This window comes from Alteromonas sp. HB246098 (genome assembly GCF_054890645.1).
The window spans coordinates 1,031,658-1,057,705 of the sequence record NZ_JBTZUG010000001.1 but is presented as its reverse complement, the minus strand read 5'-3'; the positions used below and the strand labels follow the sequence as shown (position 1 = coordinate 1,057,705).

Annotated in this window: 23 protein-coding genes, 1 tRNA gene, 1 other RNA gene and 1 riboswitch; of the genes, 22 read left to right on the top strand and 3 right to left on the bottom strand. The window is 43.2% G+C overall.

Going from position 1 to position 26,048, the window contains the following annotated elements:
* Positions 1–279 precede the first annotated feature (279 nt).
* Entirely contained in the window at positions 280–1,290 is a 1,011-nt protein-coding gene (locus ACYTPF_RS04525) for a fumarylacetoacetate hydrolase family protein (RefSeq protein ID WP_461851351.1), read from the top strand.
* A gap of 177 nt (positions 1,291–1,467) precedes the next feature.
* A complete protein-coding gene (gene maiA, locus ACYTPF_RS04520; RefSeq protein WP_461851350.1) occupies positions 1,468–2,121 on the top strand; it encodes a maleylacetoacetate isomerase in 654 nt (217 codons plus the stop codon).
* A gap of 57 nt (positions 2,122–2,178) precedes the next feature.
* On the opposite strand, the gene ACYTPF_RS04515 is transcribed toward maiA, so the two are convergent.
* The gene (locus tag ACYTPF_RS04515) at positions 2,179–2,646 is read right to left on the bottom strand and encodes an Lrp/AsnC family transcriptional regulator (RefSeq protein ID WP_014948689.1); all 468 of its coding nucleotides are present in this window, start codon (positions 2,644–2,646) and stop codon (positions 2,179–2,181) included.
* Positions 2,647–2,965: 319 nt separating this feature from the next.
* Between ACYTPF_RS04515 and ACYTPF_RS04510 the strand changes: the two genes are divergently transcribed.
* Positions 2,966–4,024 (top strand): Glu/Leu/Phe/Val dehydrogenase, encoded by a 1,059-nt coding sequence (locus ACYTPF_RS04510; RefSeq protein ID WP_179982699.1) that lies wholly within the window; start codon positions 2,966–2,968, stop codon positions 4,022–4,024.
* Positions 4,025–4,110: 86 nt separating this feature from the next.
* Positions 4,111–4,207, top strand: an RNA gene (gene ffs, locus ACYTPF_RS04505) — signal recognition particle sRNA small type.
* A 15-nt stretch (positions 4,208–4,222) separates the two neighbouring features.
* Here the strand turns inward: ffs and ACYTPF_RS04500 are convergent.
* Positions 4,223–4,528 carry a late competence development ComFB family protein gene (locus ACYTPF_RS04500; protein WP_179982700.1) on the bottom strand — a complete coding sequence of 102 codons (306 nt, stop codon included), beginning with the start codon at positions 4,526–4,528 and terminating at the stop codon, positions 4,223–4,225.
* Positions 4,529–4,851: 323 nt separating this feature from the next.
* On the opposite strand from ACYTPF_RS04500, the gene ACYTPF_RS04495 reads away from it, so the two are divergent.
* The 8 genes from ACYTPF_RS04495 to ACYTPF_RS04460 all read left to right on the top strand — a co-directional run bounded on the left by ACYTPF_RS04495 (position 4,852) and on the right by ACYTPF_RS04460 (position 15,610).
* Positions 4,852–5,943 carry a tryptophan 2,3-dioxygenase family protein gene (locus tag ACYTPF_RS04495; protein WP_461851349.1) on the top strand — a complete coding sequence of 364 codons (1,092 nt, stop codon included), beginning with the start codon at positions 4,852–4,854 and terminating at the stop codon, positions 5,941–5,943.
* 500 nt (positions 5,944–6,443) lie between these two features.
* On the top strand, positions 6,444–9,260 hold the full coding sequence (locus ACYTPF_RS04490; protein WP_461851348.1) for a TonB-dependent receptor plug domain-containing protein: 2,817 nt from the start codon (positions 6,444–6,446) through the stop codon (positions 9,258–9,260).
* A 1,406-nt stretch (positions 9,261–10,666) separates the two neighbouring features.
* On the top strand, positions 10,667–11,428 hold the full coding sequence (locus ACYTPF_RS04485) for a DUF3450 domain-containing protein (protein WP_179982703.1): 762 nt from the start codon (positions 10,667–10,669) through the stop codon (positions 11,426–11,428).
* Between the two features lie 6 nt (positions 11,429–11,434).
* On the top strand, positions 11,435–12,793 hold the full coding sequence (locus ACYTPF_RS04480) for a MotA/TolQ/ExbB proton channel family protein (protein WP_461851347.1): 1,359 nt from the start codon (positions 11,435–11,437) through the stop codon (positions 12,791–12,793).
* Between the two features lies 1 nt (position 12,794).
* Positions 12,795–13,319: a MotA/TolQ/ExbB proton channel family protein gene (locus tag ACYTPF_RS04475; RefSeq protein ID WP_012517736.1), complete on the top strand. Its 525-nt coding sequence runs from the start codon at positions 12,795–12,797 to the stop codon at positions 13,317–13,319.
* 11 nt (positions 13,320–13,330) lie between these two features.
* On the top strand, positions 13,331–13,729 hold the full coding sequence (locus ACYTPF_RS04470; protein ID WP_039222950.1) for an ExbD/TolR family protein: 399 nt from the start codon (positions 13,331–13,333) through the stop codon (positions 13,727–13,729).
* Position 13,730: 1 nt separating this feature from the next.
* Positions 13,731–14,342, top strand: a complete 612-nt coding sequence (locus tag ACYTPF_RS04465; protein WP_118489932.1) for an energy transducer TonB — start codon at positions 13,731–13,733, stop codon at positions 14,340–14,342.
* A 2-nt stretch (positions 14,343–14,344) separates the two neighbouring features.
* The gene (locus ACYTPF_RS04460) at positions 14,345–15,610 is read left to right on the top strand and encodes a tetratricopeptide repeat protein (protein WP_179982705.1); all 1,266 of its coding nucleotides are present in this window, start codon (positions 14,345–14,347) and stop codon (positions 15,608–15,610) included.
* Between the two features lie 179 nt (positions 15,611–15,789).
* Here ACYTPF_RS04460 and ACYTPF_RS04455 read toward each other — a convergent pair whose 3' ends face one another.
* A complete protein-coding gene (locus ACYTPF_RS04455) occupies positions 15,790–18,054 on the bottom strand; it encodes a GNAT family N-acetyltransferase (protein WP_461851346.1) in 2,265 nt (754 codons plus the stop codon).
* A gap of 59 nt (positions 18,055–18,113) precedes the next feature.
* On the opposite strand from ACYTPF_RS04455, the gene ACYTPF_RS04450 reads away from it, so the two are divergent.
* The 10 genes from ACYTPF_RS04450 to ACYTPF_RS04405 all read left to right on the top strand — a co-directional run bounded on the left by ACYTPF_RS04450 (position 18,114) and on the right by ACYTPF_RS04405 (position 26,041).
* Positions 18,114–18,539, top strand: coding sequence for an acyl-CoA thioesterase (locus ACYTPF_RS04450; RefSeq protein ID WP_025254437.1), 426 nt, complete (start codon positions 18,114–18,116; stop codon positions 18,537–18,539).
* Between the two features lie 129 nt (positions 18,540–18,668).
* A riboswitch (TPP riboswitch) is annotated at positions 18,669–18,772 on the top strand.
* 55 nt (positions 18,773–18,827) lie between these two features.
* Positions 18,828–20,918, top strand: a complete 2,091-nt coding sequence (locus tag ACYTPF_RS04445) for a TonB-dependent receptor (protein WP_461851345.1) — start codon at positions 18,828–18,830, stop codon at positions 20,916–20,918.
* 15 nt (positions 20,919–20,933) lie between these two features.
* Positions 20,934–21,197 (top strand): YkoF family thiamine/hydroxymethylpyrimidine-binding protein, encoded by a 264-nt coding sequence (locus tag ACYTPF_RS04440; RefSeq protein ID WP_461851344.1) that lies wholly within the window; start codon positions 20,934–20,936, stop codon positions 21,195–21,197.
* Positions 21,197–21,841 (top strand): nicotinamide riboside transporter PnuC, encoded by a 645-nt coding sequence (pnuC, locus tag ACYTPF_RS04435; RefSeq protein ID WP_461851343.1) that lies wholly within the window; start codon positions 21,197–21,199, stop codon positions 21,839–21,841. The genes ACYTPF_RS04440 and pnuC overlap by 1 nt, the downstream gene beginning before the upstream one ends.
* A complete protein-coding gene (locus ACYTPF_RS04430; protein WP_461851342.1) occupies positions 21,807–22,667 on the top strand; it encodes a phosphotransferase in 861 nt (286 codons plus the stop codon). The genes pnuC and ACYTPF_RS04430 overlap by 35 nt, the downstream gene beginning before the upstream one ends.
* 187 nt (positions 22,668–22,854) lie before the next feature.
* Positions 22,855–22,931, top strand: a tRNA-Trp gene (locus ACYTPF_RS04425).
* A gap of 343 nt (positions 22,932–23,274) precedes the next feature.
* Positions 23,275–23,943 (top strand): alanine acetyltransferase, encoded by a 669-nt coding sequence (locus ACYTPF_RS04420; protein WP_461851341.1) that lies wholly within the window; start codon positions 23,275–23,277, stop codon positions 23,941–23,943.
* Positions 23,944–23,952: 9 nt separating this feature from the next.
* The gene (rimI, locus tag ACYTPF_RS04415) at positions 23,953–24,453 is read left to right on the top strand and encodes a ribosomal protein S18-alanine N-acetyltransferase (RefSeq protein WP_461851340.1); all 501 of its coding nucleotides are present in this window, start codon (positions 23,953–23,955) and stop codon (positions 24,451–24,453) included.
* A gap of 133 nt (positions 24,454–24,586) precedes the next feature.
* A complete protein-coding gene (locus ACYTPF_RS04410; RefSeq protein WP_179982712.1) occupies positions 24,587–24,883 on the top strand; it encodes a 2OG-Fe(II) oxygenase in 297 nt (98 codons plus the stop codon).
* Positions 24,884–25,111: 228 nt separating this feature from the next.
* Positions 25,112–26,041, top strand: a complete 930-nt coding sequence (locus ACYTPF_RS04405; RefSeq protein WP_461851339.1) for a DMT family transporter — start codon at positions 25,112–25,114, stop codon at positions 26,039–26,041.
* Positions 26,042–26,048: the final 7 nt, after the last annotated feature.

The window sequence follows — 26,048 nt, the reverse complement described above, 5'->3', positions numbered from 1 at the left end:
AGGCTACGTCCCCCGTTACGATAAATTTACATCACCTAAGAAGCAGACACCCAGCGCCTTTCGTGCACGATTGACAATATTGCGCGTACACCCTTTCTTACAGCCAAACAAAACTTCGTAACCCCAACACTTCTCAATGTATACCAACTAGTGGCATAACTATATTCACATAATGCTTACAATCTGCTGGCGCAATAAGGCTACTCTCATTTGACAATTCTACAAATTGAGAGGTTAGGCACATGGCCGAAGCAAAAGAGATATGTCGAGGAACGAATAATGAAACTAGCTACCTATAAAAATGAAACTCGCGATGGCTGCCTGATGGTAGTGTCAAAAGATCTTTCTCGCGCTTGCAGTGCAAAGGACATTGCAAAAACAATGCAGCACGCGCTGGATAACTGGAAAGAGATAGCGCCTCAGCTTCAAATGAAGTACCAAGCACTTAATGACGACACCTGCGAAAGCGTTCCGTTCGATGCTTCTCGCTGCGAGTCTCCTTTACCGCGTGCGTATCAATGGGCTGACGGTAGCGCTTATGTGAACCACGTTGAATTGGTGAGAAAGGCACGAAATGCAGAAATGCCCGAAAGTTTTTGGACCGATCCGCTAATGTATCAAGGTGGTTCAGATGACTTTATAGGGCCTCTTGATGACATTATCTTGCCAAGTGACGATTGGGGCATAGATTTTGAGGGAGAAGTTGCCGTTGTTACCGATGATGTGCCAATGGCATGTTCACCAGAACAAGCGTCAGAGCGTATCCGCCTTATAATGCTGGTTAACGATGTATCCCTCCGTGGATTGATTCCTGGTGAACTAGCCAAAGGGTTCGGTTTCTTTCAGTCTAAACCGGCTTCTAGCTTCTCGCCGGTTGCAGTAACACCAGACGAGTTAGGCGATGCTTGGAAAGACAATAAAGTTCATCTGCCGTTACGTTCAACCTATAACGGAGAATTGTTCGGCAAGCCCGAAGCGGGACAAGATATGACCTTTGATTTTGGTCAGCTAGTTGCACACGCTGCAAAAAGCAGAAATTTAGGCGCAGGTGCAATTATTGGCTCTGGTACGGTGTCAAATAAGCAAGGTACCGATTATGGTTCAGCTATTTCTGAAGGTGGGGTAGGTTACTCATGCATTGCAGAAGTGCGCATGATTGAAACAATACGCGATGGCAAACCTTCTACGCCTTTCATGCAGTTTGGTGACCGTATTCGCATTGAAATGCTAGATACAGAGGGTAACTCAGTGTTCGGTGCTATCGAACAGCAAGTGAAACCACTGAACTAGAGATTTAGTAGCGATTTAGTGGTAAAAGCGGCAACGATCTTTTTGTTCACAGTGCTGGCCTTTATTAACCGTGCTGGCCATTGTTTCCCACACTATTATTTATAGTAGAGAAAGCGCTAATGCGTAACGACAACCAGCGCTTTCTTTGACTATATGTTTGACCAATGGAGTACTCCCATGAGCATCAAGCTTTACGGTTATTGGCGTTCAACCGCTTCGTATCGAACGCGTATTGCACTTAACTTAAAGGGCGTTGACTACGAGTATGTGCCGGTGCACCTTGTCAATAACGGCGGTGAGCAACATAGCAGTGAATATTCACGATTAAATCCAGCACACCTCGTCCCCACATTTGTTGATGAAGACGAAGATATCATTCTCAATCAATCTTTAGCCATTATTGAGTATCTTGACGAGCGGTATGAAAGTGAGTACAAGCTAGTGCCAGAGCACAGAACAGAGCGTGCAAGAGTAAGAGCGTTAGCGCAAGATATCGCCTGTGATATTCAGCCCATAGGTAACCTTCGTGTGTTGAATGCGCTTAAAGGTAATTTTGAGGCCTCTCAAGATGATGTGGCCAAGTGGGCTGCGCTTTGGATCACATTGGGGTTTGATGGAATTGAACAACGCCTACAAACCCAAGCTGGCAAGTATTGTTTCGACTTTGACGTTACCCTTGCTGATATCTGTTTAGTACCGCAAGTGTACAACGCACAGCGCTTTGATGTGGATATGACTCGCTATCCGCTAATCAGTAAAATAGCGAGCAACTGTAATGAGTTGAATGCATTTGAGCAGGCGAGACCTGAGAATCAATCCGACGCACTTTAATATGTAGAGTCATGAACGATGGGGTCAGAGTCATGACTCTGACCCCATCATTTTTTGTTATTGACGTTTAATGGGAAGCTCGGTGGTGTTTTTCACTTGCTTCAATGCAAATGTTGAGCTTAAGTGGTCCACAAGGGGAAGATGCGTCAATTTCGTTTTAAGTAAAAATTCATATTCTTCAATACTTTCCACTATCACTTTCAGCAAATAGTCTTTTTCACCGCTTGTGGTGTGGCACTCTACTATTTCATCGATATTTTGAACCGCATTTTCAAAGTCGGTCAGCGAGTCACCGTCATGGTTTTTGAGCGTAACGTAGATAAAAACTGATACGCCCAAATTGAGTTTTTTGCTATTTAGCAAAGTAACTTTACCTAGGATGATTCCATCGGCTTCCATTCTCTTTACGCGACGCCAACATGGTGTATGTGACAATCCAACACGTTGACTTAAATCTGCCATTGATACCGTGGCGTCTTGCTGAAGTACGCGTAAAATCTCACGGTCAAACTTATCCAATTTCATTAACACTGTTTCCGTCGTCTTTATGATGTTTATTATATATCAAAATAAATTCTAGGATAGCTGTCCTAGAAAAATAGTATTCAATTCTATTGTGTTTCAGTTTGTAAAATTCATTAACAAACTTTGCAAGGCATGTCCTCAGAATTATCAGATACACTTTTCAAAATGTTGATGATCTTTGCGATGCCGACGCTAAGCCAATAAGTGTATCGCAAATTGTTATCAGACTCTCACATCATTCCAAATGAGCACCGTCTAGAATTCGTGACAGCTCAGACTTGGATAGGCTTTAACTCATCACAGTATTAATAGGGAAAATATGTCAGTTTTTGATCACCCAGAGTTCGATAATCACGAACACGTTGCGTTTTATCACGACGAGAAGGCGGGCCTGAGTGCCATTATTGCTGTACACAACACTAACCTCGGCCCAGCGCTTGGCGGCTGTAGGATGTGGCCCTATGTTAACAGTAGTGAGGCGTTGACCGACGTATTGAGACTATCTAAAGGGATGACATATAAAGCTGCGATGGCCAATTTAGAGCTTGGCGGCGGCAAGTCGGTAATAATTGGTGACCCTCGTAAAGCAAAATCGCCGGAAATGATGAAAGCGATGGGTAAATTCGTAGAATCATTGGGGGGAAAATACTTCACCGCTGAAGATTCAGGCATTTCAGTAACTGATTTACAAACCATGGCAACTGAGTCTGATTACATAGCGGGTGTTAAAGCTCAGTATCACTATGCGGGCGAAGTCCCCGATGGAAACCCCGCACCGTCAACGGCATATGGTGTTTTTGTTGGTTTAAAGGCTACCGTAGAGTATGGATTGAAGCGCAGCTTGGATGGAGTCAGTGTGGCCATTCAAGGAATGGGGCACGTTGGCTATCGTCTTGCTAAGCATTTACATGAACATGGCGCTAAACTTTACGTTGCTGATATTTACCCAGAAGGTGTTGAGAAAGCGGTGAGTGAGTTCGGTGCAACTGCGGTAGCGCCTGAAGAGATTTTGAGTTTAGATGTGGATGTACTTGCACCTTGTGCATTAGGTGCTGCAATAAATGACCAAACGCTACCGGCGATTAAAGCCACAGTGATTGCAGGTGCAGCAAACAACCAGCTTGCTCGTGAAGACATTGGTGAGTTACTTCAACAGCGGGGCATATTGTATGCGCCAGATTATGTGATCAATGCAGGCGGTGTTATTGATATCTTCCATCAGCGTATGGAATCGAGTTCTAACGAAGCATTACGCGCACATATTGAACAAATTGGCGAAACGCTAAAAGAAATTTATACCCGCGCTGAGCAGGAGGGGGCGGCGACTAACCGTGTCGCAAATGTAATTGCTGAAGAGAGATTTTCTATAAAGGGTTGAAAACTCTTGGCCAAATAGTCATAATGCGCCCCGCACTCAGGCAGGGGCGAATGACTTTGCTTTGAATGCGGTTTTCTATGGTGGGCTTTTGGTCCTCCCGCAATGATACTCTGTGAACCCGGTCAGGCCTGGAAGGGAGCAGCCGCAGCAGACGACTCATGTGCCGGGATGTGGCTGAAGGCCTGCCACCCAAATCTCTTATTCTACTTCTTCTATACCTTCTTCCGTATTTTCTTTCTTACTTTTATCTGCTTCGTCTAAATATTTCAGTGCTTTGCTAATCGCGTGCTCTACATTCATTTCCATTTGGTTGCGTTCACTTTGCGGCAGGTAAAATGCCATATCAACTTCATATCGAATGTAACGCGGCGGAACCTGATTGAGCGCAAGGCAGCACAAATCTGCCAAATAATCGGGGCTTTTCGTCGTATCAAGACCCAGTTTACTAATTCTTTCTAAGACCAAGTGTTCATAATAATTGTGAATATCGTCGTCTAATTTCACCTTCGTTCCCCTTATAGTTTTTGTAAGCATCGTGCTTTAGCGTTTTGAATAGTATGCAAGCAATACGTTACACAAGTAGCCTCAAGCTTAAAAGAGCCCTAAATCAAGAAAGCCTTTGAGCTTTTAAGAAACTCTTAGCTTAGTTAAAACCTCTAGTTCAGATTACGCCTTTACACTTGTAATGGATACATTCGTTTACGCCCACCGCGATACGACATTACCCTTAGCTATGTAACCTTATAATGTATAGCTTGTATTCTGGGGATGTCGAGGTGACGGTGTTAGTATTACACGGTTCAAATCAGTAATAAGGCAATAATAAAATGAAGAAAAATATAGAGCCCTGCTACTACGGCGATTACTTGCATCTAGATAAGGTACTAGGCGCGCAAGAATTGCAAAGCGAGAAATACGGCGACGCGGCCCACGAAGAGATGTTGTTCATTATCGTACATCAGGTTTACGAACTCTGGTTTAAACAGATCCTTCACGAACTCAATGCCGTTATTGATACGTTTAACCAAGAAACGGTGAAAGACCAGCAGTTAACGTTAGTTGTACACAGACTGCAGCGAATCATACAAATTCAAAAACTTATGAACGACCAAATTGCCATCATGGAAACCATGACACCGCAGCAATTTCTGTCGTTTCGAGATTATCTTGTGCCCGCATCGGGCTTTCAGAGTATCCAGTTCAAACGTTTAGAAATTTCTCTTGGCTTAAAACGTGATTTTAGGATCGATTTTGACAAGCAAAGCTTTTATAACCGGCTTACTGACAAGGACCGAGCATTGCTCGAAAGTTTAGAAAGCAAGCCGAGCTTGTTTGAATTGGTCGATGATTGGCTTTCTCGCATGCCCCTTTTAAAAACTGAAGGCTTCGACTTTTGGCAATACTATAAAAATGCTGCTGACGAAATGTTGAAAGATGACCATAGCACCATTTCTACTAGTGATATGTTGTCGGAGACAGAAAAGCGTCAGGAGCTGAAGGATCTAAAAGCCACTAGAGAAAACTTCGATGCCTTATTTGATGAAACTAGATTTGAAAAACTTCGAGGTGAAGATAAGTTCCGTTTAAGCCATAAGGCCATGCTCTCAGCTTTATTTATAAAGCAATACTCGGAAGAGCCAATATTCAATCTTCCTTTTCAACTTATCACAGCACTTACTGAAGTGGATGAGCAATTAACGATATGGCGCTATCGTCATGCAATGATGGTTCAGCGTATGCTAGGTACTAAAATAGGGACGGGCGGCTCTTCTGGTCACCACTATCTAAAGAAAACCACCGAGTCCAATCGCATTTTTCTAGACTTTTTCAATATGGCAACTTTTTTATTGCCTAAAAGTGTGTTGCCTGAATTGCCCGAAGCAGTGCGTAAATACTTGGGGTTTTATCTACAACAGTGAGTAATCTTAATTTATTAACTTTATCTTATAATTGCTTCAACATTTTTTCTGTTCGTATAGAGGCTAAGTAAAAAGAAGTATATAGGGTTGTTTAGCCTCATAAATTTAAATTTAGAACGTTTAAGTGAATATAAAGTGTCCTTTTAAATTGTCTTTTAATTTTAGATTTCGGTATAAAATTCAACCTGCGCAAGGTTAAATAACAACCAGTTTAAGTGGTCGGTATGAAAAATAATCAGAAATAAATTGGGTGCTTTTTTTACATTTTATCTAATTGTAATAAAAGACTTTATTTCGTTTTTGTAGCTATTTTGTTACAATTTTTATAGAGGTGTAGAAAAAAAAATTGAACTTTCCAGAACCGTTTATCTGATCCTTGTTGACCCTGAATTGAGCTTGTGTTTATTATCATTATGAGGTCCAAACCTTACTAATAATAAATCGTTATAAAGACGATGCTGAAATGCTAAAACGTATTTTCAAGTCCAGGGAGACAATACATGTTTACAAATTCTAAGCTGGCTAAATCAGTCAAACTAGCGTGCGCGTTTGGTGCTGCGTCCGCTTTATCATTCTCAGGTGCTGTTAATGCACAAGAAGAGCAATCTGCTGAAACAGTCGAAAAAATTCAGATAACTGGTTCTCGTATTCAGCGTACCGATATCGAATCACCAGTTCCAATTACGGTAATTGGACGTAATGAAATTTTATCAATCGGTGCAATCAACGCGGCAGATGTACTTAATCAATCACCTGTTTCAATTGCGTCAAGCGATCAATCAAATAGTTCTTTTTCAACTACTGCAGTTGGTCTTAATACAACGGCTTTGCGCAACCTAGGTGAATCAAGAACTCTTGTTTTGGTCAACGGTCGTCGTTTCGTTTCTGGTGTATCTCCTTCTAGTGGTTACGCAGTTGATCTTAACTCTATTCCTGCATCAATGATTGAGCGCATTGAGATTCTTAAAAGCGCTTCGTCTGCAATTTATGGTTCAGACGCGGTTGCAGGGGTAGTTAATATCATTACTCGCTCAGATTTTGAAGGTGTTGAAGTAAATGTAACTAGCGGCATCTCAGGAGAGTCTGACAGAGAGAAAAATGCAGTAAACATCACTGCAGGTAACTCTTGGGACTCTGGAAGCGTTACTATCGCGATGGGGTATGATGACGACAAAGGTTTAAAAGCTTCTGATAGAGATTTTTCTCGTTATGATCAAGCAGTTTTCCTAGATGAAAACGGTGATGAATACGTAGATATTCAGAATTCCTCTTATCCTCCACAAGGTCGAGTTGGGGGTTACAATGCTGACGGTACACCGTATGTTGGATCTGAAAATTCATTTAACCGTGCGTCTTTTCGTCAGTTAGTGACGCCTCTTGAGCGTAAATATGTTGCATTTAATTTTACACAAGAGTTAAACGATGACGTTCGATATTTTGCTGAAGCGAACTGGAACTCTTCAGAAACTTATGATTCTACAATTGAGCCTACACCTTTTAATGTAGAAGACGTTTTCAAACCATCTCGTGGTGGTACAGGTGGCATTAGTATGTCAAATCCTATGCTTCCAGATTTGTTGGTACAAAACTTGATGAACGACGGCCTCACAATGGATGACAACATTCCATGGACTGTAAGACGTATGGTTGAGTTTGGAGCTCGTTCAACCAATATGGAGCGCGACACAGTACGTATAGCAACTGGACTTGATTGGAACATCGACGATAACTGGGCACTTAATACTTTTGTTAGTTGGGGTAAAACCGACCAATGGCAAGAGAATGGTGGCCAAGTAAATTTAGAGCGAGCTTATCAAGCATTTAATGTAGTAGAAGATCCTGACACTGGCGAAATCGTATGTGCGGATGAAACTGCGCGTTTATATGGATGTGTGCCTCTAAATATCTGGGGTGAAGGAACTATTTCTGAAGAAGCTGTTCGATATGTTAGTACTCCAGCGAAAGCAACAGGTGAAGCAGAACAGTTTATTTTCGGCGCCACTGTTGTTGGAGAGACCCCTTTAGAACTTCCGGGCGGTTTTGTTAACGTGGCCCTTGGTGTTGAGCACCGTTTAGAGAAAGGTCAATTCCAACCTGGCGATTTTGCTCAAGTAGGTGCTTCGAGTACTAACCAGGCAGATGCTACAGACGGTAGTTTTTACACAAACGATGTATTTATAGAAACAAGCATTCCGGTTTTAGAGAACTTGATTGTAGACGCTGCAGCTCGCTATGCTGACCATGAAATCGTGGGCGGTGAAACTACGTGGAATCTAGGTGTTGAATATTCACCTATTGATACGCTTAAGCTTCGTGCTTCAGCAGCAACAGCAATACGTACTCCTAACATTGCTGACTTATTTGGCGGTCGAGGAGAAACTTTCGCAGGGGTTTCAGACCCTTGTTCTGGTATCACTGCAGACAGCACAGGTACGATAGCAGAAAATTGTTTATCTATTCCCGAGATTTCGGCACGAGTTGCCCGTGACGGAGAGTTTGTTCTAACACAAGTCGAGTCACAAAGTACTGGCGGTACTGTTGGTGGTAACCCCGATGTTGAACCAGAAACTTCAGATAACTGGAGTGCTGGTGCTGTATGGCAAGTCATGGATGGTTTATCTCTAACCGTAGATTACTATGATATTTCGATTGAGGACGCGATAAGCACAACTTCACGCTCTACGGTGGTTAGACGTTGCTTCGAGAGCACAAACTTCGATCCAAACTGTGGTGGTAACGTTGTTCGCGATGCGAATGGTGCACTAGCTGAAGTTCATAGTGGTACGAGTAATGAAAACGACATCGACACCAAGGGTTTCGACGTAGAAGTGGCGTACACCACTGACCTAGTAGGCGGCCAGTTTGGTGTAAACTTTATCTGGAATCATACTTCTGAATACATAGTAACCGGTATTGAATCAGGTGACTCTGTAGATTTTGCTGGTGAAGTCCTATATCCAGATGACCGCGCTAATCTTAACCTGTCTTATGGTTATGAAGACTGGAACTTCACATGGAGAATGCGCTATTGGGCATCTTCAGTTGACTCTGTTGAAGGTAATAACTATAACTTCACTAACTTCGCGCCACTGGAAGAGTATAACGAATTCCCATCAGTTATTTATCATGATGTTTCGGCTTCTTATGCGATCAGCGACAATATGGACATATCTCTGGTAGTAAGAAACGCTTTTGATAAACAACCTCCTGTAGCTAACCAAAGCTCAGTCAACGGCGGTACTGGTATCAACACAGTATCAGAAGCTTATGATGTAACAGGTCGTTATATGCAAGCTAGCTTTACTGCTCGTTTCTAATTAAAGCGTTACGTTCTTGAGTGAAAGCAAGTCAGGTAATAATAGCTGGCTTGCTTTTTTATTTGCGAATCACTATTAAAAAGCTTTTTTGAATCTATATTTAATGGCTACCGTTAATCATGTTTTAACCTCCTCATCAAATAAAGTTACGAAGTAAATTAACTTTACACTTTCCATGTCGCATCTTTATTCCTTAAATCTTCTCTTGGTTCGCACTTAAATGACATTGTAAAAAATACCATTTCACTATTATTAAAGCTTTCCCCACATCTTTCGCTTGTTTAATAGAAAGGTAGGCTGTGACGAAGTCATCGCATAGTATGGTAGATTGGTAGATCAATCTGTAACATCAAATCAGCTTACTTACACTAGACGTAGACTTTTCTTGCTCCTGGACCTTTCAACGAACTTACACTGATATCTGCTCAGAATAGGCTTAAACGATCAAAAGCAATCTTCCAAAACAAAAAGTTAGATTTCTTCAGTTAGCTTATAATGAAGACACCACTGCAGTTTCGCATAGAAGAAGAGTAAATTTTTATTTTTGTGTATTAACGCCTGACATGAGCGGGTTTTATTGATAAAGAACTAATATTTGGCATTCAAGAGCAGGAATGGAGAGGGCGAATGTTGCATTTGTTTATAAATCTAAGTGCTGTCCGAGTACTTCGAAAAAGCTAAATACATATTAGTATCAAGCGGGTTAGAAAGCGTTTTTGAATAGCGCGAAAAGATTACTCAGGGTAGAGAGAACATTCGATTGAAGCTAAATGGTGAAGTCGAATACTTTGTCAGTGAAAACCAATGTGCCCTTTACGATACTAATTTCCCCTAACTCTTGAAGACGGTTATGAATTAAAAATCGTTCGAAAGAAAAGAGGCTATCGTTGAAATATACGATAAAGAATTAGAATCTCATGGCGTAAGATTAACGGATTTAATCGACGCTGCGAGCGATTCTGAAGAAATTACGTTACTCAAAAGTAAATTAATGTGTAACGGTTTTGTTGATATTAGTGTGTCAGATATATCCGATAAAAGAGGTTTAATAGGCACCACAATTAGTGCTACAAAAAGGCAGTAACTTGTCGTATTTTTAACCACTAACTGTGAATGTTAACGTGCAATATGTCCTTCAGGTTAATTTATTAACAAACAGATTGCATAAAAGGTGATTAATTGGACGCTGAGTGACCAATTAATCTCCACTTCTCGGCTGCAAGTACTTTGCTAGCTTGACTCTACCGAGCAATCCATGTGAATATAATACGTTCGTAGTACTGACTATTAATGTCAGAGCTACATTCCTGAAACAAAATTGTGAAAGTTTTATACGCCCCTTGCCCGAATATTTTCCTTATCGGCGAGGATTCAAATAAGAAATTTGGTTGGGAACTATGTCCAAAATGAGCAAGAGAACTCTTATTGCTTCTACTGTTATGGGTGCATTCGCACTAACAGGTAGTGCAGTCTCTGCAGACACGCTTGAAGATCTTCATAAAGAAGAAGCAAAAATCCACGCGGCTGCGGCGAAATCTCAAGAAAAAATCAACACGTTGTTTGAGCAATCTCAAGAACTACTTGTTGAGTATCGTCAAACAGTAGATGAGACAGAAAACCTTAAAATCTACAATGATTATATCGCAAGTCTAGTTGCTGACCAGCAACGCGGTATCGACTCTCTACAACGTCAAATCGACAGCATCGAAGAAACTAAGCAGGGCATCGTTCCTCTTATGTTCCGCATGATTGACAGCCTAGAGCAATTCATCAAGCTAGACCGTCCAATTCGTTTGGAAGAGCGTCTGCAGCGCGTTGAGCGTCTTCGCGACCTAATGGCTAACTCTAACGTTACTGTTTCTGAACAGTTCCGTCAGGTACTAGAAGCTTATCTGGTTGAAGTTGAGTACGGTACTAAGATCAATTCTTACCAAGGAACTATCGACGACGCAGGTACAGAAGTTACTGTTGACTTCTTTAACCTAGGTCGTACGGCTCTACTAGCACTTTCACTTGACCAAACTCACGCATGGGTTTGGAACAATGAAAGCCGCACTTGGGAGAAGCTAGGTGATGAGTACCTTTCTTCAACTATTGACGCAGTAAAAATGGCTAACGGCACCATTCCTGCGGCTCTTGTTAAACTACCAATTAGCGCAGCGGAGTAATTGTTAATGAAACCAGTATTCAAATCTCTTTTAGCCGCTGCGACAGTTGCAGTTGCGGCAACCGGAGCGCAAGCTCAGGAAGCAAAGAGCCTGAAAGACCTTCTAGAGCAGGTTCAACAGAACCGTGTTTCTGAAGCACGTCTAGACAAGCAACGCGAAGCTGAATTCCAATCAGCACGTGCTGACAAGCAAGCGCTTCTTCGTAAAGCTCAAGCAGGCCTTAAAGCTGAGCAAGATCGTGGCGACCGTCTACAGAAGCAATTCTCAGACAACGAAGTAACACTAAACGAAAAAGCCGCTGAGCTAGATCAGGCAACTGGTACACTTGGCGAAATGTTTGGTGTAGTACGTCAAGCATCTTCTGAAGCTTATGGTCGTATCTCTACATCAATCGTTAGTGCACAGTTCCCTGGCCGCAGCCAGTTCCTAGCTGAGATGTCTGAAGATTCTAAAGGTCTTCCTAACATCAAAGAACTAGAAGACCTATGGTTTGCACTTCAAAAAGAAATGACTGAAGGTGGTGAAGTAGTTAGGTTTACTACTGAAGTAGTTAACCTAGACGGCGGTTCTTCAGAGCAAGAAGTTGTTCGTATCGGTACTTTCAACCTTGTTGGCCAAGATGGTTACCTAGCTTACGATGCAGAGTCTGAAGTTGTTCAGCCTCTAGGTCGTCAACCAGACGGTCACTTCGTAGCGTCTGCTGAAGACCTAATCGACGCGACTTCAGGTTTCACTCCTTTCTACGCTGACCCTTCTCAAGGCGGTATCCTTGGTCTATTGAAGCAGAAAGCGACTATGGCTGAGCGTTATCACGCGGGTGGTCCAGTAGGTTACACAATCACGCTAATGCTAGCTGTCGGTCTACTTATCGGTCTTTACAAAATGATTACGCTAACCATCACTGGTGGTAAAATGCGTTCACAGCTTAAGAACGTAAACAGTCCATCTGAAGGTAACCCTCTAGGTCGTATTCTTAAAGTTTACCAAGAGAACAAAACTGCTGATGCAGAAAACCTTGAACTTAAACTTGATGAAGCGATTCTTCGCGAGCTTCCAAAAATTGAAAGCGGCATCAACGTAATCAAGATTTTCGCAGCGATTGCACCTCTACTAGGTCTACTAGGTACAGTACTTGGTATGATCGAGACGTTCCAAACCATCACACTATTCGGTACTGGTGACCCACGTATGATGGCAGGAAGTATCTCAATGGCTCTTGTAACTACTGCTCAAGGTATTATCGCGGCTCTGCCTCTAATCCTTACTCACAGCATCGTAGCTTCTCGTAGCAAGTCAATCATCCACATTCTTGATGAGCAAACTGCGGGTATCGTAGCTGCTCACTCAGAGTCGGAGAAAGCGTAATATGAATTACCTGATTGGATTATTCGAATCGGTCAGGGACTTTATCGCTACCGGCGGTGACGTACTTTACTTCGTTGCTGCCGCGCTCTTTCTCATGTGGGTTTTAATGATTGAGCGTTACTGGTATTTAACCTCGGTCTTCCCAAAGGTGAAGAAAAACATCATCGCGAATTGGGATGCCCGAGCAGATACCACATCATGGTATGCGCATAGAATCCGTGACGCGTGGATTTCTCAAGCGTCAGACGATCTAAACGCTAGAATGCTGATTATCAGAACCATTATTGCAATGTGTCCGTTAATCGGTCTACTTGGAACAGTGACCGGTATGATCAGCGTTTTCGAGACAATGGCAACACAGGGCACCAGCAACGCACGTCTAATGGCGGCTGGTATCTCTATGGCAACTATCCCGACAATGGCGGGAATGGTAGCCGCGCTATCTGGACTGTTCATCAGTTCTCGTCTTGAAGCGAAAGTGAAGCTGGCAAGAGAAGGGCTAGTTGATAGCCTGCCACATCATTAGAGAGAGAGATTATGGCTCGAAAAGTCAGAACCGAGGAAGAAGATGCACAGATCGACATGACACCCATGTTGGATATCGTGTTTATCATGCTGATCTTCTTTATCGTTACCACTGTTTTCGTTAAGGAAGCAGGGATCGAAGTCAACAAGCCAGATGCGAGCCAGGCGATTCTTCACAAAAATGCAAACATTTTCATCGCCGTAACGGAAGACGGAAATGTATGGCTAGATAAGCGTGAAGTAGCGCCGGACAGCGTAAGAGCGAATATTGAAAGACTGCTTACCGAGCAGCCAACTGACTACGTAATCATTCAAGCTGATATTAAAGCGAAGCATGGTTTAGTAGTTGAAATTATGGATCAGGTTAAAGCCGCTGGCGTTAACCGAGTCTCGGTAGCGGCAAGGGGATAAGATGTTACGTATACTTGTATCTATTGTATTAGGTGCTGCGGTCGCATTTGCCCTGTTCGTTCTAATGGCCAAGTTGATTGAAAATTCATCTAGACCAGCAGACGAAGTACCGCCTGCACCGGTTATCGATATTGTAATGCAGGAACCAGATGACCAGACGCAAACGCGTACTCGTGTTCCACCACCACCGCCACCTCCGCCTCCACAGCCTCCGAAAATGGAGCAGGTAGAGCCGGAAACAGCGGAACCTGATGCAGATGGCTTTAGCTTAGCTATTCCAGCTATTGACACAGGTGGTGTTGGTGTAAACATCGGTGGTGTTGGTGCAATGCAACGTGACGGTGAAGCTACACCTATCGTTCGTATCGACCCGAAATATCCACCTGATGCAGCCCGTGACGGCCGCGAAGGTTGGGTAAGACTGTCTTTCACTATCAACGAAGTTGGTGGTGTTGAAGATATCGAAGTTATCGAAGCTGAACCTAAGCGCGTATTCGACCGTGAAGCACGTCGTGCTCTACGTAAGTGGAAATACAAGCCTAAGATCGTTGATGGCAAGCCAGTTAGACAAACAGGCATGTTCGTACAGCTAGACTTTAAACTGGAGCAATGATCATGATGAAACGTACATTCAAAATGTCAGCCGTTGCTTTAGTGCTAGGCGCAGGTGCGGTGCTTTCTGCACCCGCTGCTCTAGCGCAGTCGGCACCTGTTGTTTGCCCTGGATATGAGAAGGGTAAAACAACGCTAGTAGGTGAGCGTACCGGTAAGAAGGTTCAAAAAGCTTTTGAATTCTATAATGAAGACCAGCTTACCGAAGCGTTAAACGTACTTTATGAAATCGACCCATCGGACGATTTTGACAAAGCCTACGTTAAACGTTTCATCGGTAACTTATTGGCTTCACAAGAAGGTCAGGGCGGTAAAGCGTTAAACTACTTGGTCGACTCAGTTGAACCAAAAGTACTTAACGACACAGAGCACTCTCAGACACTTAAATTAATAGGTGATTTGAGCATGCAGGAAGAGAAGTACACTGATGCCATCAAATGGTATAACAAGTGGATGGAATTTACCTGTAAGGAAGATGCTGATGTGTATACTCGCCTAGCGCAAGCTTACTTCGAGTCTAAGCAGTTAGCTAAAATGATTGAGCCAGCAGACAAGGCCATTGCTTTGTATGAAGAGCCAAACAAGAACCCTTATGTTCTTAAGCTAACTTCTTACTACGAGCGTAAGATGTACCCTGAAACGGTTTCTGTAGCGGAAGACCTCGTTAGTACCTTCCCTCAGGAGAAGACTTGGTGGTCGCGTCTTGGCTTTTTCTACATCTTAGTTGAAGACTACAAAAAAGGTCTTTCAACACTAGAACTTGCTTACATGCAAGGCTATCTAGAAAAAGATTCAGAAATTAAAACGCTTGCTCAGCTTTATCAAAGTAATGGTATGCCTTACAAGGCTGCTAAACTGCTTGAAAAGCACATGAAAGAAGGCTTGTTAAAGAATGATGCTGATATGATTGCGAATATCGCTAATGCATATCACCAGGCTAAAAACTTTAAAACAGCGGCAAACTTGTATGCACAAGCTGCAGCTAAGAGTTCAGACCCTGAGCATTATCGTAAACAAGGTACGCTTTTACTTGTAGCAGAAGATTATAAAGGTGCTATCAAAGCTCTAGAAAATGCTCTAGAACGTGGCGCTGAAAACCCAGAGAAGATTCACTTCACTCTTATGGAAGCGAACTTCTACGCGGGTAACTTCAGATCTGCATACAAGCATGTACAAGAAGCTAAGAAAGATCGCTCACTACGTCGTAACGCGGCTGCGTGGGAACCTTACATCAAGGAAAAAGCGAAAAACCGTGGTATTAATATCTAATATTCGGATTTAGCCAAAAGCCTCCTTCGGGAGGCTTTTTTTATGCCTTAAACTTTTGTTTTAGTAAGAAGGAAAGCTAAGAAAGAAAGCTAAGAAGGAAAGTAAGATCAAGGCTATTATCAAAGGCTACAGGATAGTAAAAATTAAGCTTCAGTATTTAATGAGGAGACTTACGGGTTTTATTGAAATTGGTCAAAAGCGGCACACAACTCAGTTCTTATTATTGATGTGGTTTCTTTCAAGCCATTTACGCCAATTCCACTATTACTTAAAACGCCCTTGATACGCTTTATATCTATGTTTGAATGACTGAATAGCGCTGTTAAGTAACTCTTTTTGTTTATCACATTTATCAGTAGAGCTACCTTTTCCTGCGTATCCCCAGCTATTCCAGGCATATTGCTGCAATCTCTGGCATGACTTTGCGTTTCTATTTGAGAGACAGATTGCGCCTCTTTCGACAACTTATGCAAAATAGGCCAAACATCATCTAACGTTCTATAACCTTGAATAAACTGAGCGAGCTTTGTCACATAGATATCAAGCACGGTTTTAGACAGTTCATTTACATTAGCGCCGTCAAAGCTGGCCTCTAATGATTTGAGGTTGGTTACAAGTTCAGTTGTTTTGGGGGAAAGGGGCAGCACGGCTAACGCGCTCGTTTCACCACTGGCCTTGTTAGGTTTTCTGCCATAATCAACTATGTCAAAACCATTTTGAGTCCAAAAGTTATCTAGCTTCAATGTGGTGCCGTAGGACGTGCAAGTTGCATCTATTAATTGTTCCCGGGCTTCGTCAACGACTTTATTTACTACATAACTACCGACGCCTCTTCCTTGAAGCTTTGGATGTACAGCGATACGGTTAATTCTCCAATACTTGTGTGTGGCCGCTTTAGGATCGGTAGAAAGCAGGGTAAGCCTTTGCGCAGCTAGATGGCCTTTAGGTCGGCGGCGCCCCGATGCAATACCTGTTGATACATGGGTTAACTTAATACCACCTTCAATATTTATAATTGCGGCTGCTACCACAAGGGGGCCTAACTTTAGTGTGGCAATCATAACGTCAGGGCTATCCAGTAACCGCATAAAATCGTCAGGCGTGGTTTGGTAGTGCGCCAGCGCAAGCAGAGACATAATTTGCTGAAGCGTGCTTTCATTAACGTCTTCAAAAGAACGTAAACAGAAATTACTCTTCTCTAGTAGTTCGACGCTATTTTCTGATTCAATATTTGTGACGTTATCGTTTGCAGTTTTGCTCTCAAACAAGCATGTGCTTTGAAAGAATGCTTCGATAGGGTCATTTTCGAACCATCGCAGTGGGGTCGACAGCGTTAAATGAATGCTACCATTGGGCAAGTTAGGAATGAGTTTATGAATAAATCCGTTTCCCGAGCCTTCATAGCCTTGCAGCGTGGTGCTCAAAATCCATTGAGGGTTAGTCGCTATTATTCGGTTTACGACTTGCAGGGGCATTGAGGCGGCTTCATCAACCACAACAAGGTCAAATGTTGTATTTCTTTTGCTGTAAAGTAGTTCGCTGTCAGGAGGTACCCATTTTACAGAGCCTAAACACGCCCTTCGTGCGTCTACGGAACGCTGCTCTTTATTGATGGAGTCGGTATGATGAAACTGGTAATCTGTTTTGTTGGTGACGTCAAATTGATGAAGCTGAGACATTACGTTAACAACGTTTTCATGCTGCTCGCTAGTGAGCAGCACGTTTTTCCCTTTCCTTACTAAGCTGTCAATAAATATGCCTAACAAAGAAGATTTACCTCTTCCTCGCGGAGCAGTGACCAAAGCGTTCAACTTATTTAGCGAATAAGACTGGTACAATCGGCCATACGCGCATTCTTGCTCTTTAGAGAGGAATAACGAACCTCTATAAGAATTTTCTAATGAGGGCTTCGCAACTCGATAGGCTGCTAAATCCGGTAGCCTAGCTGTAGATTCAGTCAGTATCGCTATGTCAGCATTTGTACGCAGGCATTTAATAAAACGTGCCAGGTATCGGCTATGGGTGAGCGTAAAGCCTTCTGAGAGAAAAGAAACTGAAGCATTGCTGCTCCACTGTTCCAACGCAGGACAGATAAGCACTAAACACCCCTGGTGTTTTACTATGCCTGCCACTGCCATTGCATCACCAGGCTTAAAGGAATCCCTACAATCCAATGTCGCAATATCGTACTCGCTGCCTAGCACTTTTTTCCGTCTTTTTCCCTTCAACTCAGTACTAGTAAAGGTCGCTAGGCTCAAAGATTCAGTTTCATCAGCTGAAGTTTGAATTATGGATAATGCCGCTTCACAAAACGTATCATTACCTGAAATTACCAGCATTCTTCGGTGAACTAGGTAATTTATATCTGATAGGTGTGAGCTATCTTCGCAGTTATTTTTACTGTAGGGGGCAAGAAGCCATTCACGTAATTGATTTAGCGCCATGAATCAGTTTTTTCGGTATAATCTTACGCTATAGTAGCGATTTATTGTGAGGAATTCGAATGCGCTTTCTTTCTCGGCGTTTAGTTATGCCAAATGATCTTAATTACGCCAATTCTTTGTTCGGTGGCCGCGCGTTAGAATGGATAGACGAAGAGGCTGCCATTTGGGCAATCTGTCAGTTAGAGACCAATTGTTTAGTGACTAAGCATATTGGCGAAATTAGTTTTGAATCTCCGGCGATGCAAGGGGATATCGTAGAGTTTGGTCTGGAAACCAAGGCGGTAGGCCGGTCATCTATTACCGTAAGTTGTCTAGTGCGTAATAAGGCCACTAAAAAAACTATCTGCTTTGCAGATGACATCGTTTTCGTAAAGGTTGACCCAGATACTCGCCAACCAACAGCACACGGCAAAACGCTAGAAGGGTTAAAAGCACAGACTGACGATGAAGTTCGTCGTCTTAATATGAATATTAACGCTGAATAGCCTTAGGCTCTGCATGTCTTATATCATATAAAAATTATGACCTTAGCTTAATGTCTTATCTGCTTGACGGCGTGTATTGAACTGGTAGACTCCGTCGCAGATGTTGAGGTTACTATTTGAGTGGCTCAACACTATACCAAGGGGTGTCCGTTTTCGGTCTGAGATCCACGTAAGTGGGAACCCTTAAACCTGATCCGGATAATACCGGCGTAGGGATGGTTCACAGCATAGCCTTATCACCTGCCGTTAGACCCGGATCTTTTTTCTTCAATAAGAACAAGAGATCCCATGTATAAAACACTTTTCACACTATCATTGATAGCAAGTTCTGTTGCTGCCTATGCACAAGAATCTGCAGCGAACGACACGTCAAAAAACACGCCTTCTGATATTGAACGAGTCGTTGTATCTGGTGACTTTCGACAAACTACACTTGACCAGCTAAGTGCTAGCGCGACTATTTTAGACCAAGAGCGACTTCGCAGCAGGCAGCCAAGTCACATCGACAGTGTGTTAAACAGTATTCCAAACGTTAATTTTGCAGCGGGTGCTTCTCGTGGTCGCTTCGTGCAGATTCGCGGTATTGGCGAGCGTAGCCAGTTTGCTGAACCAATCAACCCTTCTGTAAGCTTTATTGTCGATGAGTTTGATTTTTCAGGCCTAGCTGCAGCAGGTATCATTTTTGATACCAAGCAACTAGAAGTCTATCGCGGACCTCAGGCTACGCTTTACGGCACAGGGGCACTCGCCGGAGCTGTTAAGCTTTCTAGTAATAACGTAGGTAGCGACGCGCCAGACTATGTAGAAGCGCGTATTGGTAACAAAGAAAGTTATCGTGTTGAAGGGGCAACGGGCGACGATATCAATTCCGATTGGGGATATCGCGTAGCGCTAGTTCATAACCGTAGCGATGGCTTTGTAGAAAATACATTCCTGGATAGAAGCGATACTAATAATATCGATGAGACCGCGTTGCGCTTTGCTGTTGAAGGCAACGTAGACGAACGAACCACACTTGCACTTACCTACCGCTGGTATGATATTGACAACGGCTACGATGCGTTTTCGCTTGATAACGACAACAAAACACTGTCTGACGAGCCAGGTTTTGACGAACACCAAACGCACGCTGTAAGTGCACGTTCTACAACAAATACTGCGGCGGGCGACTTCATCCTTATTGCCACTCATGCGTCTCATAACATCGCGTATGGCTACGATGAAGATTGGACATTCGATGGCTTCCACCCGTGGGGTTATACGTCTTTTGATGCGTACTACCGAGACGTTGAAACGCAAACCGGTGAGGTGCGTTTTGTGTCGTCTGACAGTGCCGCACTTTTCGACGGTATGACAGACTGGACCTTAGGCATATTTTATAAAAACACAGAAGAAAAGTTACTTCGTCAGTACACATACCTTGATAGTGACTTTGCCAGTGAATATACCCCAACGACTACTGCTATCTATGCTCAGACGGAAAGCCGTTTGAAGGACACCCTAGTGCTTGTAGCCGGGTTGAGAGTAGAAAACTATGACTTCGATTACGCCGATAACAACCAGCTTACACGCGCGTTTGACACCACCATGGTTGGCGGAAAAGTAGCGCTTCAGTATACGCAGGGTGATCACTTCTACTACGGTAGCATTTCACGCGGTTTTAAAGGCGCAGGCTTTAATCCCGACAGCCGAGTAAACGATAATCAACGTTTCTTTGACGAAGAATACAACTGGAACTATGAAGTGGGTGTAAAAGGCCCGTTGCTTACGCCTGATCTTGTTGCTCGTGCGGCAATTTTCTACATGGACAGGACAGATACGCAGGTAAGTGATTTTGACGTTATCACCCGTGATGACGGCACGGCAGGTTTTGTAGATATTATCGATAATGCTGATTTGGGTACAAACAAAGGGGCAGAGATTGAACTGAGTTGGTTTGCAAGCGATGCATGGCAGTTAGATGCAAGTGTTGGTTACCTAAGCGCTACATTTGAAGGGTATACACTAGCAGACGGTACTGAAGTATCTGAGCAAAGACAGGCTCAGTCACCTAAGTGGACCGCAAACCTTTACAGCGAGTACGCACTTACAGACACTATGATATGGCGCGTAGATGTAGACTATAAAAGCGAATACCGTTTTTCCGACGGCCATGATGTAACTGCACCAAGCACGACGCTGGTTAATTCAGAAATCGTAGTTTTACACGGTGAATGGCAGACCTCGCTGTGGATCCAAAATGCGTTTGACCGCGAGTATTACACTCGAGGTTTTGGTGGTTTCAGCAACGACCCTCGCGATGAGTATGCGTTTAACGAACCATATTACCAAATAGGTAACGGTCGCCAGTTTGGTATCACTGTTAAATACGCGTTCTAAAAAAAGGAAAAAGACATGCAAGTTATGGTTGAACTGTCGTTGTACCCTTTGGTAAACGAATATATACCTCCTATTCAAGACTTCATTGATAGGTTAAATAGTTATAGCGATATCACGGTGACAACATGTTCTACTAGTACCCAGATAACAGGGGATTACGCTGCAGTAATGAAAGTACTCGGCGATGAAATGCAGAGAACTCACGAAGAAGTGGGGCAGGCCATTTTCGTTGCTAAGTTTTTAAACTTCGATGCTATGCAAGCAAGAAAGTCATCTTAATGACGAACTTCTTTTCTGAGTTCACTTCACAAATTGCCGCTACTTCACTGTTAGAGTGGGTAGCGGTTGTACTCGCCATCGCCTATGTATTATTAGCAGCTAAACAAAATAGCTGGTGCTGGCTCTGTGCCTTTGTAAGCACAGCTATTTATACTTGGTTATTCTGGCAAGTGACCTTGCCATTTCAATCTGCGCTTAATTTCTTTTACATGATAATGGCAGGGTACGGGTATTATCAGTGGTCGAAAGGGGCGGAAGATGGCGAGGTTAAGCCCGTGCTTCATTGGCCGCTGTGGTTGCACACGCTCATTGTCCCAAGCATGTTATTACTCGCATGGGGTCTCTCTGAAGTGGCTGGTTCGCAATTTAATAGTGAGTACCTACTATTAGATGCAAGCATTAACTTATTGAGTGTGGTTACCACATTTATGGTGGCGCATAAAATTCTGCAAAACTGGGTTTACTGGTTTTTCATAAATTTAGCTTCGGCATATTTATACCTGCAGGTGGGCTACGCACTGTCTGCCTGCCTGTTCCTAGGTTACGTGGGCTTTACAGTATTTGGTTATTATCAATGGCTTGTGCAATATAAGAAACAAGGTGAACAGGTTGGATATCATAGCCACGCTGCAAAAGGCGCTTAATCTTAGCGAGAGTGCAGATGTTTCGGTACATCCTGCTGGCGCGGTAAACCGTGTTTATCGCGTTCAGGACCCAGCAAATAGCCTATTGAGTTTAAGTGAAGGTAACCCTCACATTACTGCCCATCAAAAGCTTGAAGATGTCCCTATCGATTTAGCGGTTAAGTGGCTGGGCGATGATGATTTCAGTGGTGTGGAACGCAAACATCAGTTTACTTTACAGCAACAATTATATGGCGTGGGGATAGCGCCGCAGCCAATCTGGCTAAGCGATGACGAAACCATCTGGGTAGAACAGTGGGAAAGTCATAGTGTAAGCGCAGGGCTTTCTTCAACTAGACCTCCTTCACACACGTTGGCTGAAACCCTCGCGCGTATTCATTCGTTGTCTATTACCGCAAGGCCATTAAACCTAGTTGCGAGATGGCAGCATTATTGTAACGCTGCAAAGCTTGATACGAGCAGTGACCTTTACTTGAGGGCGCGAGCATTTCAAAACAACGTAATCAAAAGTGAGCAAGACGATGAAGACTGCGTGTTGTGCCACAACGACTTGTTGATTAATCACCTATTGCTTGGTACCAACAGCACGATAAAAATCATTGATTGGGAGTATGCCGCAATGGGAAATCGTTACTTCGACTTAGCAAGCTGTTGCCTTATCAATAAACTTAACAAGAATGAAAGCGAAGAATTAGTTGCCCACTATGCAAATATCATGAATATTGACGAAGGCGATGCATTGGACAAGTTCAAGCTACATTCAGACATTGTTCATATAACAAACGACCTGTGGTTTGCCGCGCTTAATGCGAATAAAAGTAATTAGACGCAAAGCGTGAAGCGCTTTAGGCTTGCCTTTGCGTAAGGCTAGTTCAATGGTCAGCTTAAACAGGCATATTTGACGTTATTCGATTGAAAAAACAGCGTATTGCGTGTTAATTAAGCATGCAGTGCATGGTAGTGATAAAAAGGCTTTACCTTTTTAATGTCATCCGTATAATGCACAGCGCGCTAGGGGTGTAGTTCGAATTGGTAGAACAGCGGTCTCCAAAACCGATGGTTGGGGGTTCGAGTCCCTCCACCCCTGCCACTTTCTCTTCTTATGAAAAATCTAGCTCAAACATAAAAAATATCTCCTTATAAACTTCTCATTCAGTTTTTTCCACAAAATTATTCATCATACTTTTGATTCGCAATGCTTACCTTTAGTGTTTTATAACCTGGGTTTAAATACTCAAGAGCCTATGCGCCAGCTAATACCTGTAAAGTAAAAGGTGCCGGTGTTTGACGGACTTACGGTAGGTTTTCTTAAACTTTGTGTGCTTACTACATAGCGCACTTTAGGTAAAAGAATGCGATAGTTATTCATTCAGCTCAGCAACTTTAGTAAACTTGGGCAAATAACGGTTTATTTACTTTAGGTCTTTTACGCAATGTCTCTTACTTCATATCAGCAGGCGGTATTACAGGAAATGGGGATCCCAGTGTGGATCACTAAAGACGCCCATGCGAAGATGAAAAAGCAGGAAGGCTTAAAAGAAGGCAACGTCTCAGCACCAATGCATGGCACGGCTTCTAGTACATCGCCACAAACACCTTTTAGTCAAAACGGTCAAGAAAATAAGCCGCCATCAACGCCAATCTCTCAAGAAGAAAAACAGTCACGCCTTGCCCAATTAAGGGCAAATGTAGGCAGTGGAGCAAAAGATAAATCTAAGCTTAAAGTTGCTGTTTCAGACGTAACGCCTACTCGTCGTGCGCTAACAAATGAGGCAGCTGATAAAAATGTCGCTAATAAATTAGAAGTTGCGCAAAGCGAAGTAAAAGGGCCCGCATCGCCAGAAGGTATTCCGTTAAGTGCTGAGCAGAGAGCGAAGTCACAACAATGGCTAAAAGACTTACAGCTAGCCTGTGTTCAGTTAGGTATTCCTTCTTATTGGTCTAGCACAGTTATGATTGGTCGTACGCTATCTGTAAACGAATCAGCCATTGTATTGCCAGCCGCACCGCTTAAACTCACCACCGAGCAAAAAAGGGCGCTTTGGGCACAGCTTGTTAGCGCGGGGAAAGCGTTAAACAACGCTTCCGTTTCGCCCCAATAGTCTAAACCTATGAAGTTAGTCATCGTAACGCCTGAAAGCTTTGATAAGCATATTGAAAGTGCACATGTTATCCATCAGCACTCACAAGTCGTACCTTGGAAGTTAAGCACCTTTGCGGATTGCTTTACTAAACCCTATTACGGAGTGTTTGCCTTTGAAGGTGACGAGGTAATCGGCTATGCCATTATGCTTGAAGTTGTTGATGAAGCAACGCTAATGGATATTGCTGTAGATAAAAAAGCTAGAGGCAATGGAGTAGGGCGGGCTTTAGTTGATTTTGTCGTTGAAATGTCGGTGAAAAATGGCATGGGTGAAATCTGGCTAGAAGTACGTGAAAGCAATTACGCAGCTATTTCTCTGTACGAAAGTTCAGGTTTTGAACATATCGAAACTCGTAAAAACTATTACACCGTAGAAAGTAGCGATAACGACAAAAGCGGTATTAATGGAAATATCGCACAAAAAGAAAACGCTAAAATCATGAAGTGGGCAAACCCAAACCTTATCTAGTCTATGGCTCCACCGGTAGCCATATACGTTTCACGCATATTAAAGCACTATCCGAACTCAGCATGCGCTTTCCAGCGCATAGCCATGCGTGTTTAAATTGCATCATGTTCTCTTCACCCAAGGTAGAATTAGCATGGCCAAAGTGCTCAACAAGGCAATAGTCTCGTCTAAACGATTTGCCATAAATGTGGTTACCTATAAAGAAGGGCATCGTGTGTTAGAGCATAACGACCCTATGGGAAGCGGGCGTTATTTCAAATTTAACGTGGTGCTAAAAAAGCCAAAGCTGGGGGGGCAGTTTTGGGCGGAGAAAGTCATTTTTAGTCTATTCAACCGTATTTACTTCTTTCGACCTGACAAATATATGCACAGTGTCAGTAAAATAGAGAAGGGAGAGCGTAAGCTACTCTCCATTGCCTTATACCTGTGAGGCAAATTTATATACCGTGACGAAAGCCCCGTATAGCAAAGTTTCCATAGGTGTTTAAAAAGTTGACCATTTGGTCGATAAATTGTCGTCATTCTACGGTAGGCAAGGTTTCAATTCGCCGCCAATTCACTTATATTTGCGCCCTTACAATTCCCTGCCCACATTCATCTTACTCGGCGGTGGATACTTCTCTTAAAGCAGTTCGTGTAATTGGATTTTTTAAAACGCATGTCTTCAATATCGTTGGCGGAAAAAGAGCAATCAAAAGGTATTAAAATGCTTTTGGTTGCGGTGTTGTGTTTAGGACTTAACTGGCCAGGTATGAAGTTAGGGCTAGAGATTGTAGGGCCTGTCTGGATGGTGTGCCTGCGTTTTTTGTTAAGTCTTCCTGTACTTGCGTTGTTTGTATTAATCACCAAAAAGCGTCTTCCTGTGCTAAACCGTAAAGATCGCTCGGTGGTGTTTGTTGTCGCGTTTTTCCAGTTTATCCTATCGATGGGGCTTATTACCGTTTCCCTGCAGTTTATCCCTGCAGGCACGGCCAGTATTCTCATTTACACCACACCACTTTGGATGCTGCTTATCGACACGCTATGGTATCGACAGCGCCCGCCCTCTAAACGATTAATTCTTACCGGCATTTCTACTATTGGTTGCGCAATGATCCTATTCGCCTCGGGGCAACCGGGAGCATGGCTCCCCCTGTTTGGGATGCTGTTAGCGTCTGCATTGTGGGCGATCGCTATTCGTCGGGTGTCTTTTCATAAATGGAAAGGTAGCGTTATTGAAGCTGTCTTCTGGCAATTCACCATTGCTGGTTTTGCCATGCTTGCTATTGCTCTCATAGTAGAGCCAACACCTAACTTTGGGGCTTACGATATAAGCGATTGGTTACTACTGGCGTACATTGGTCCAGTGGCAACGGGTCTCGGCTTTGGTCTTATGGTAGCGGCAGGGCCTAAATTACCCCCGGATAAAATCGTGCTTATTAGTACACTTACGCCGATAGTGGGCTATGTAAGCTCTGTGATATTGCTTAAAGAAACGCTGCTGCCTATGGTTATGGCCGGTGCAATATTGATGATAGCCGCGCTAATCGTAAACGGCCTTTCACCAAGTATGCTTAAGAAAATACTAGGCAAAGGACGCACAAAGTAATCGCTGT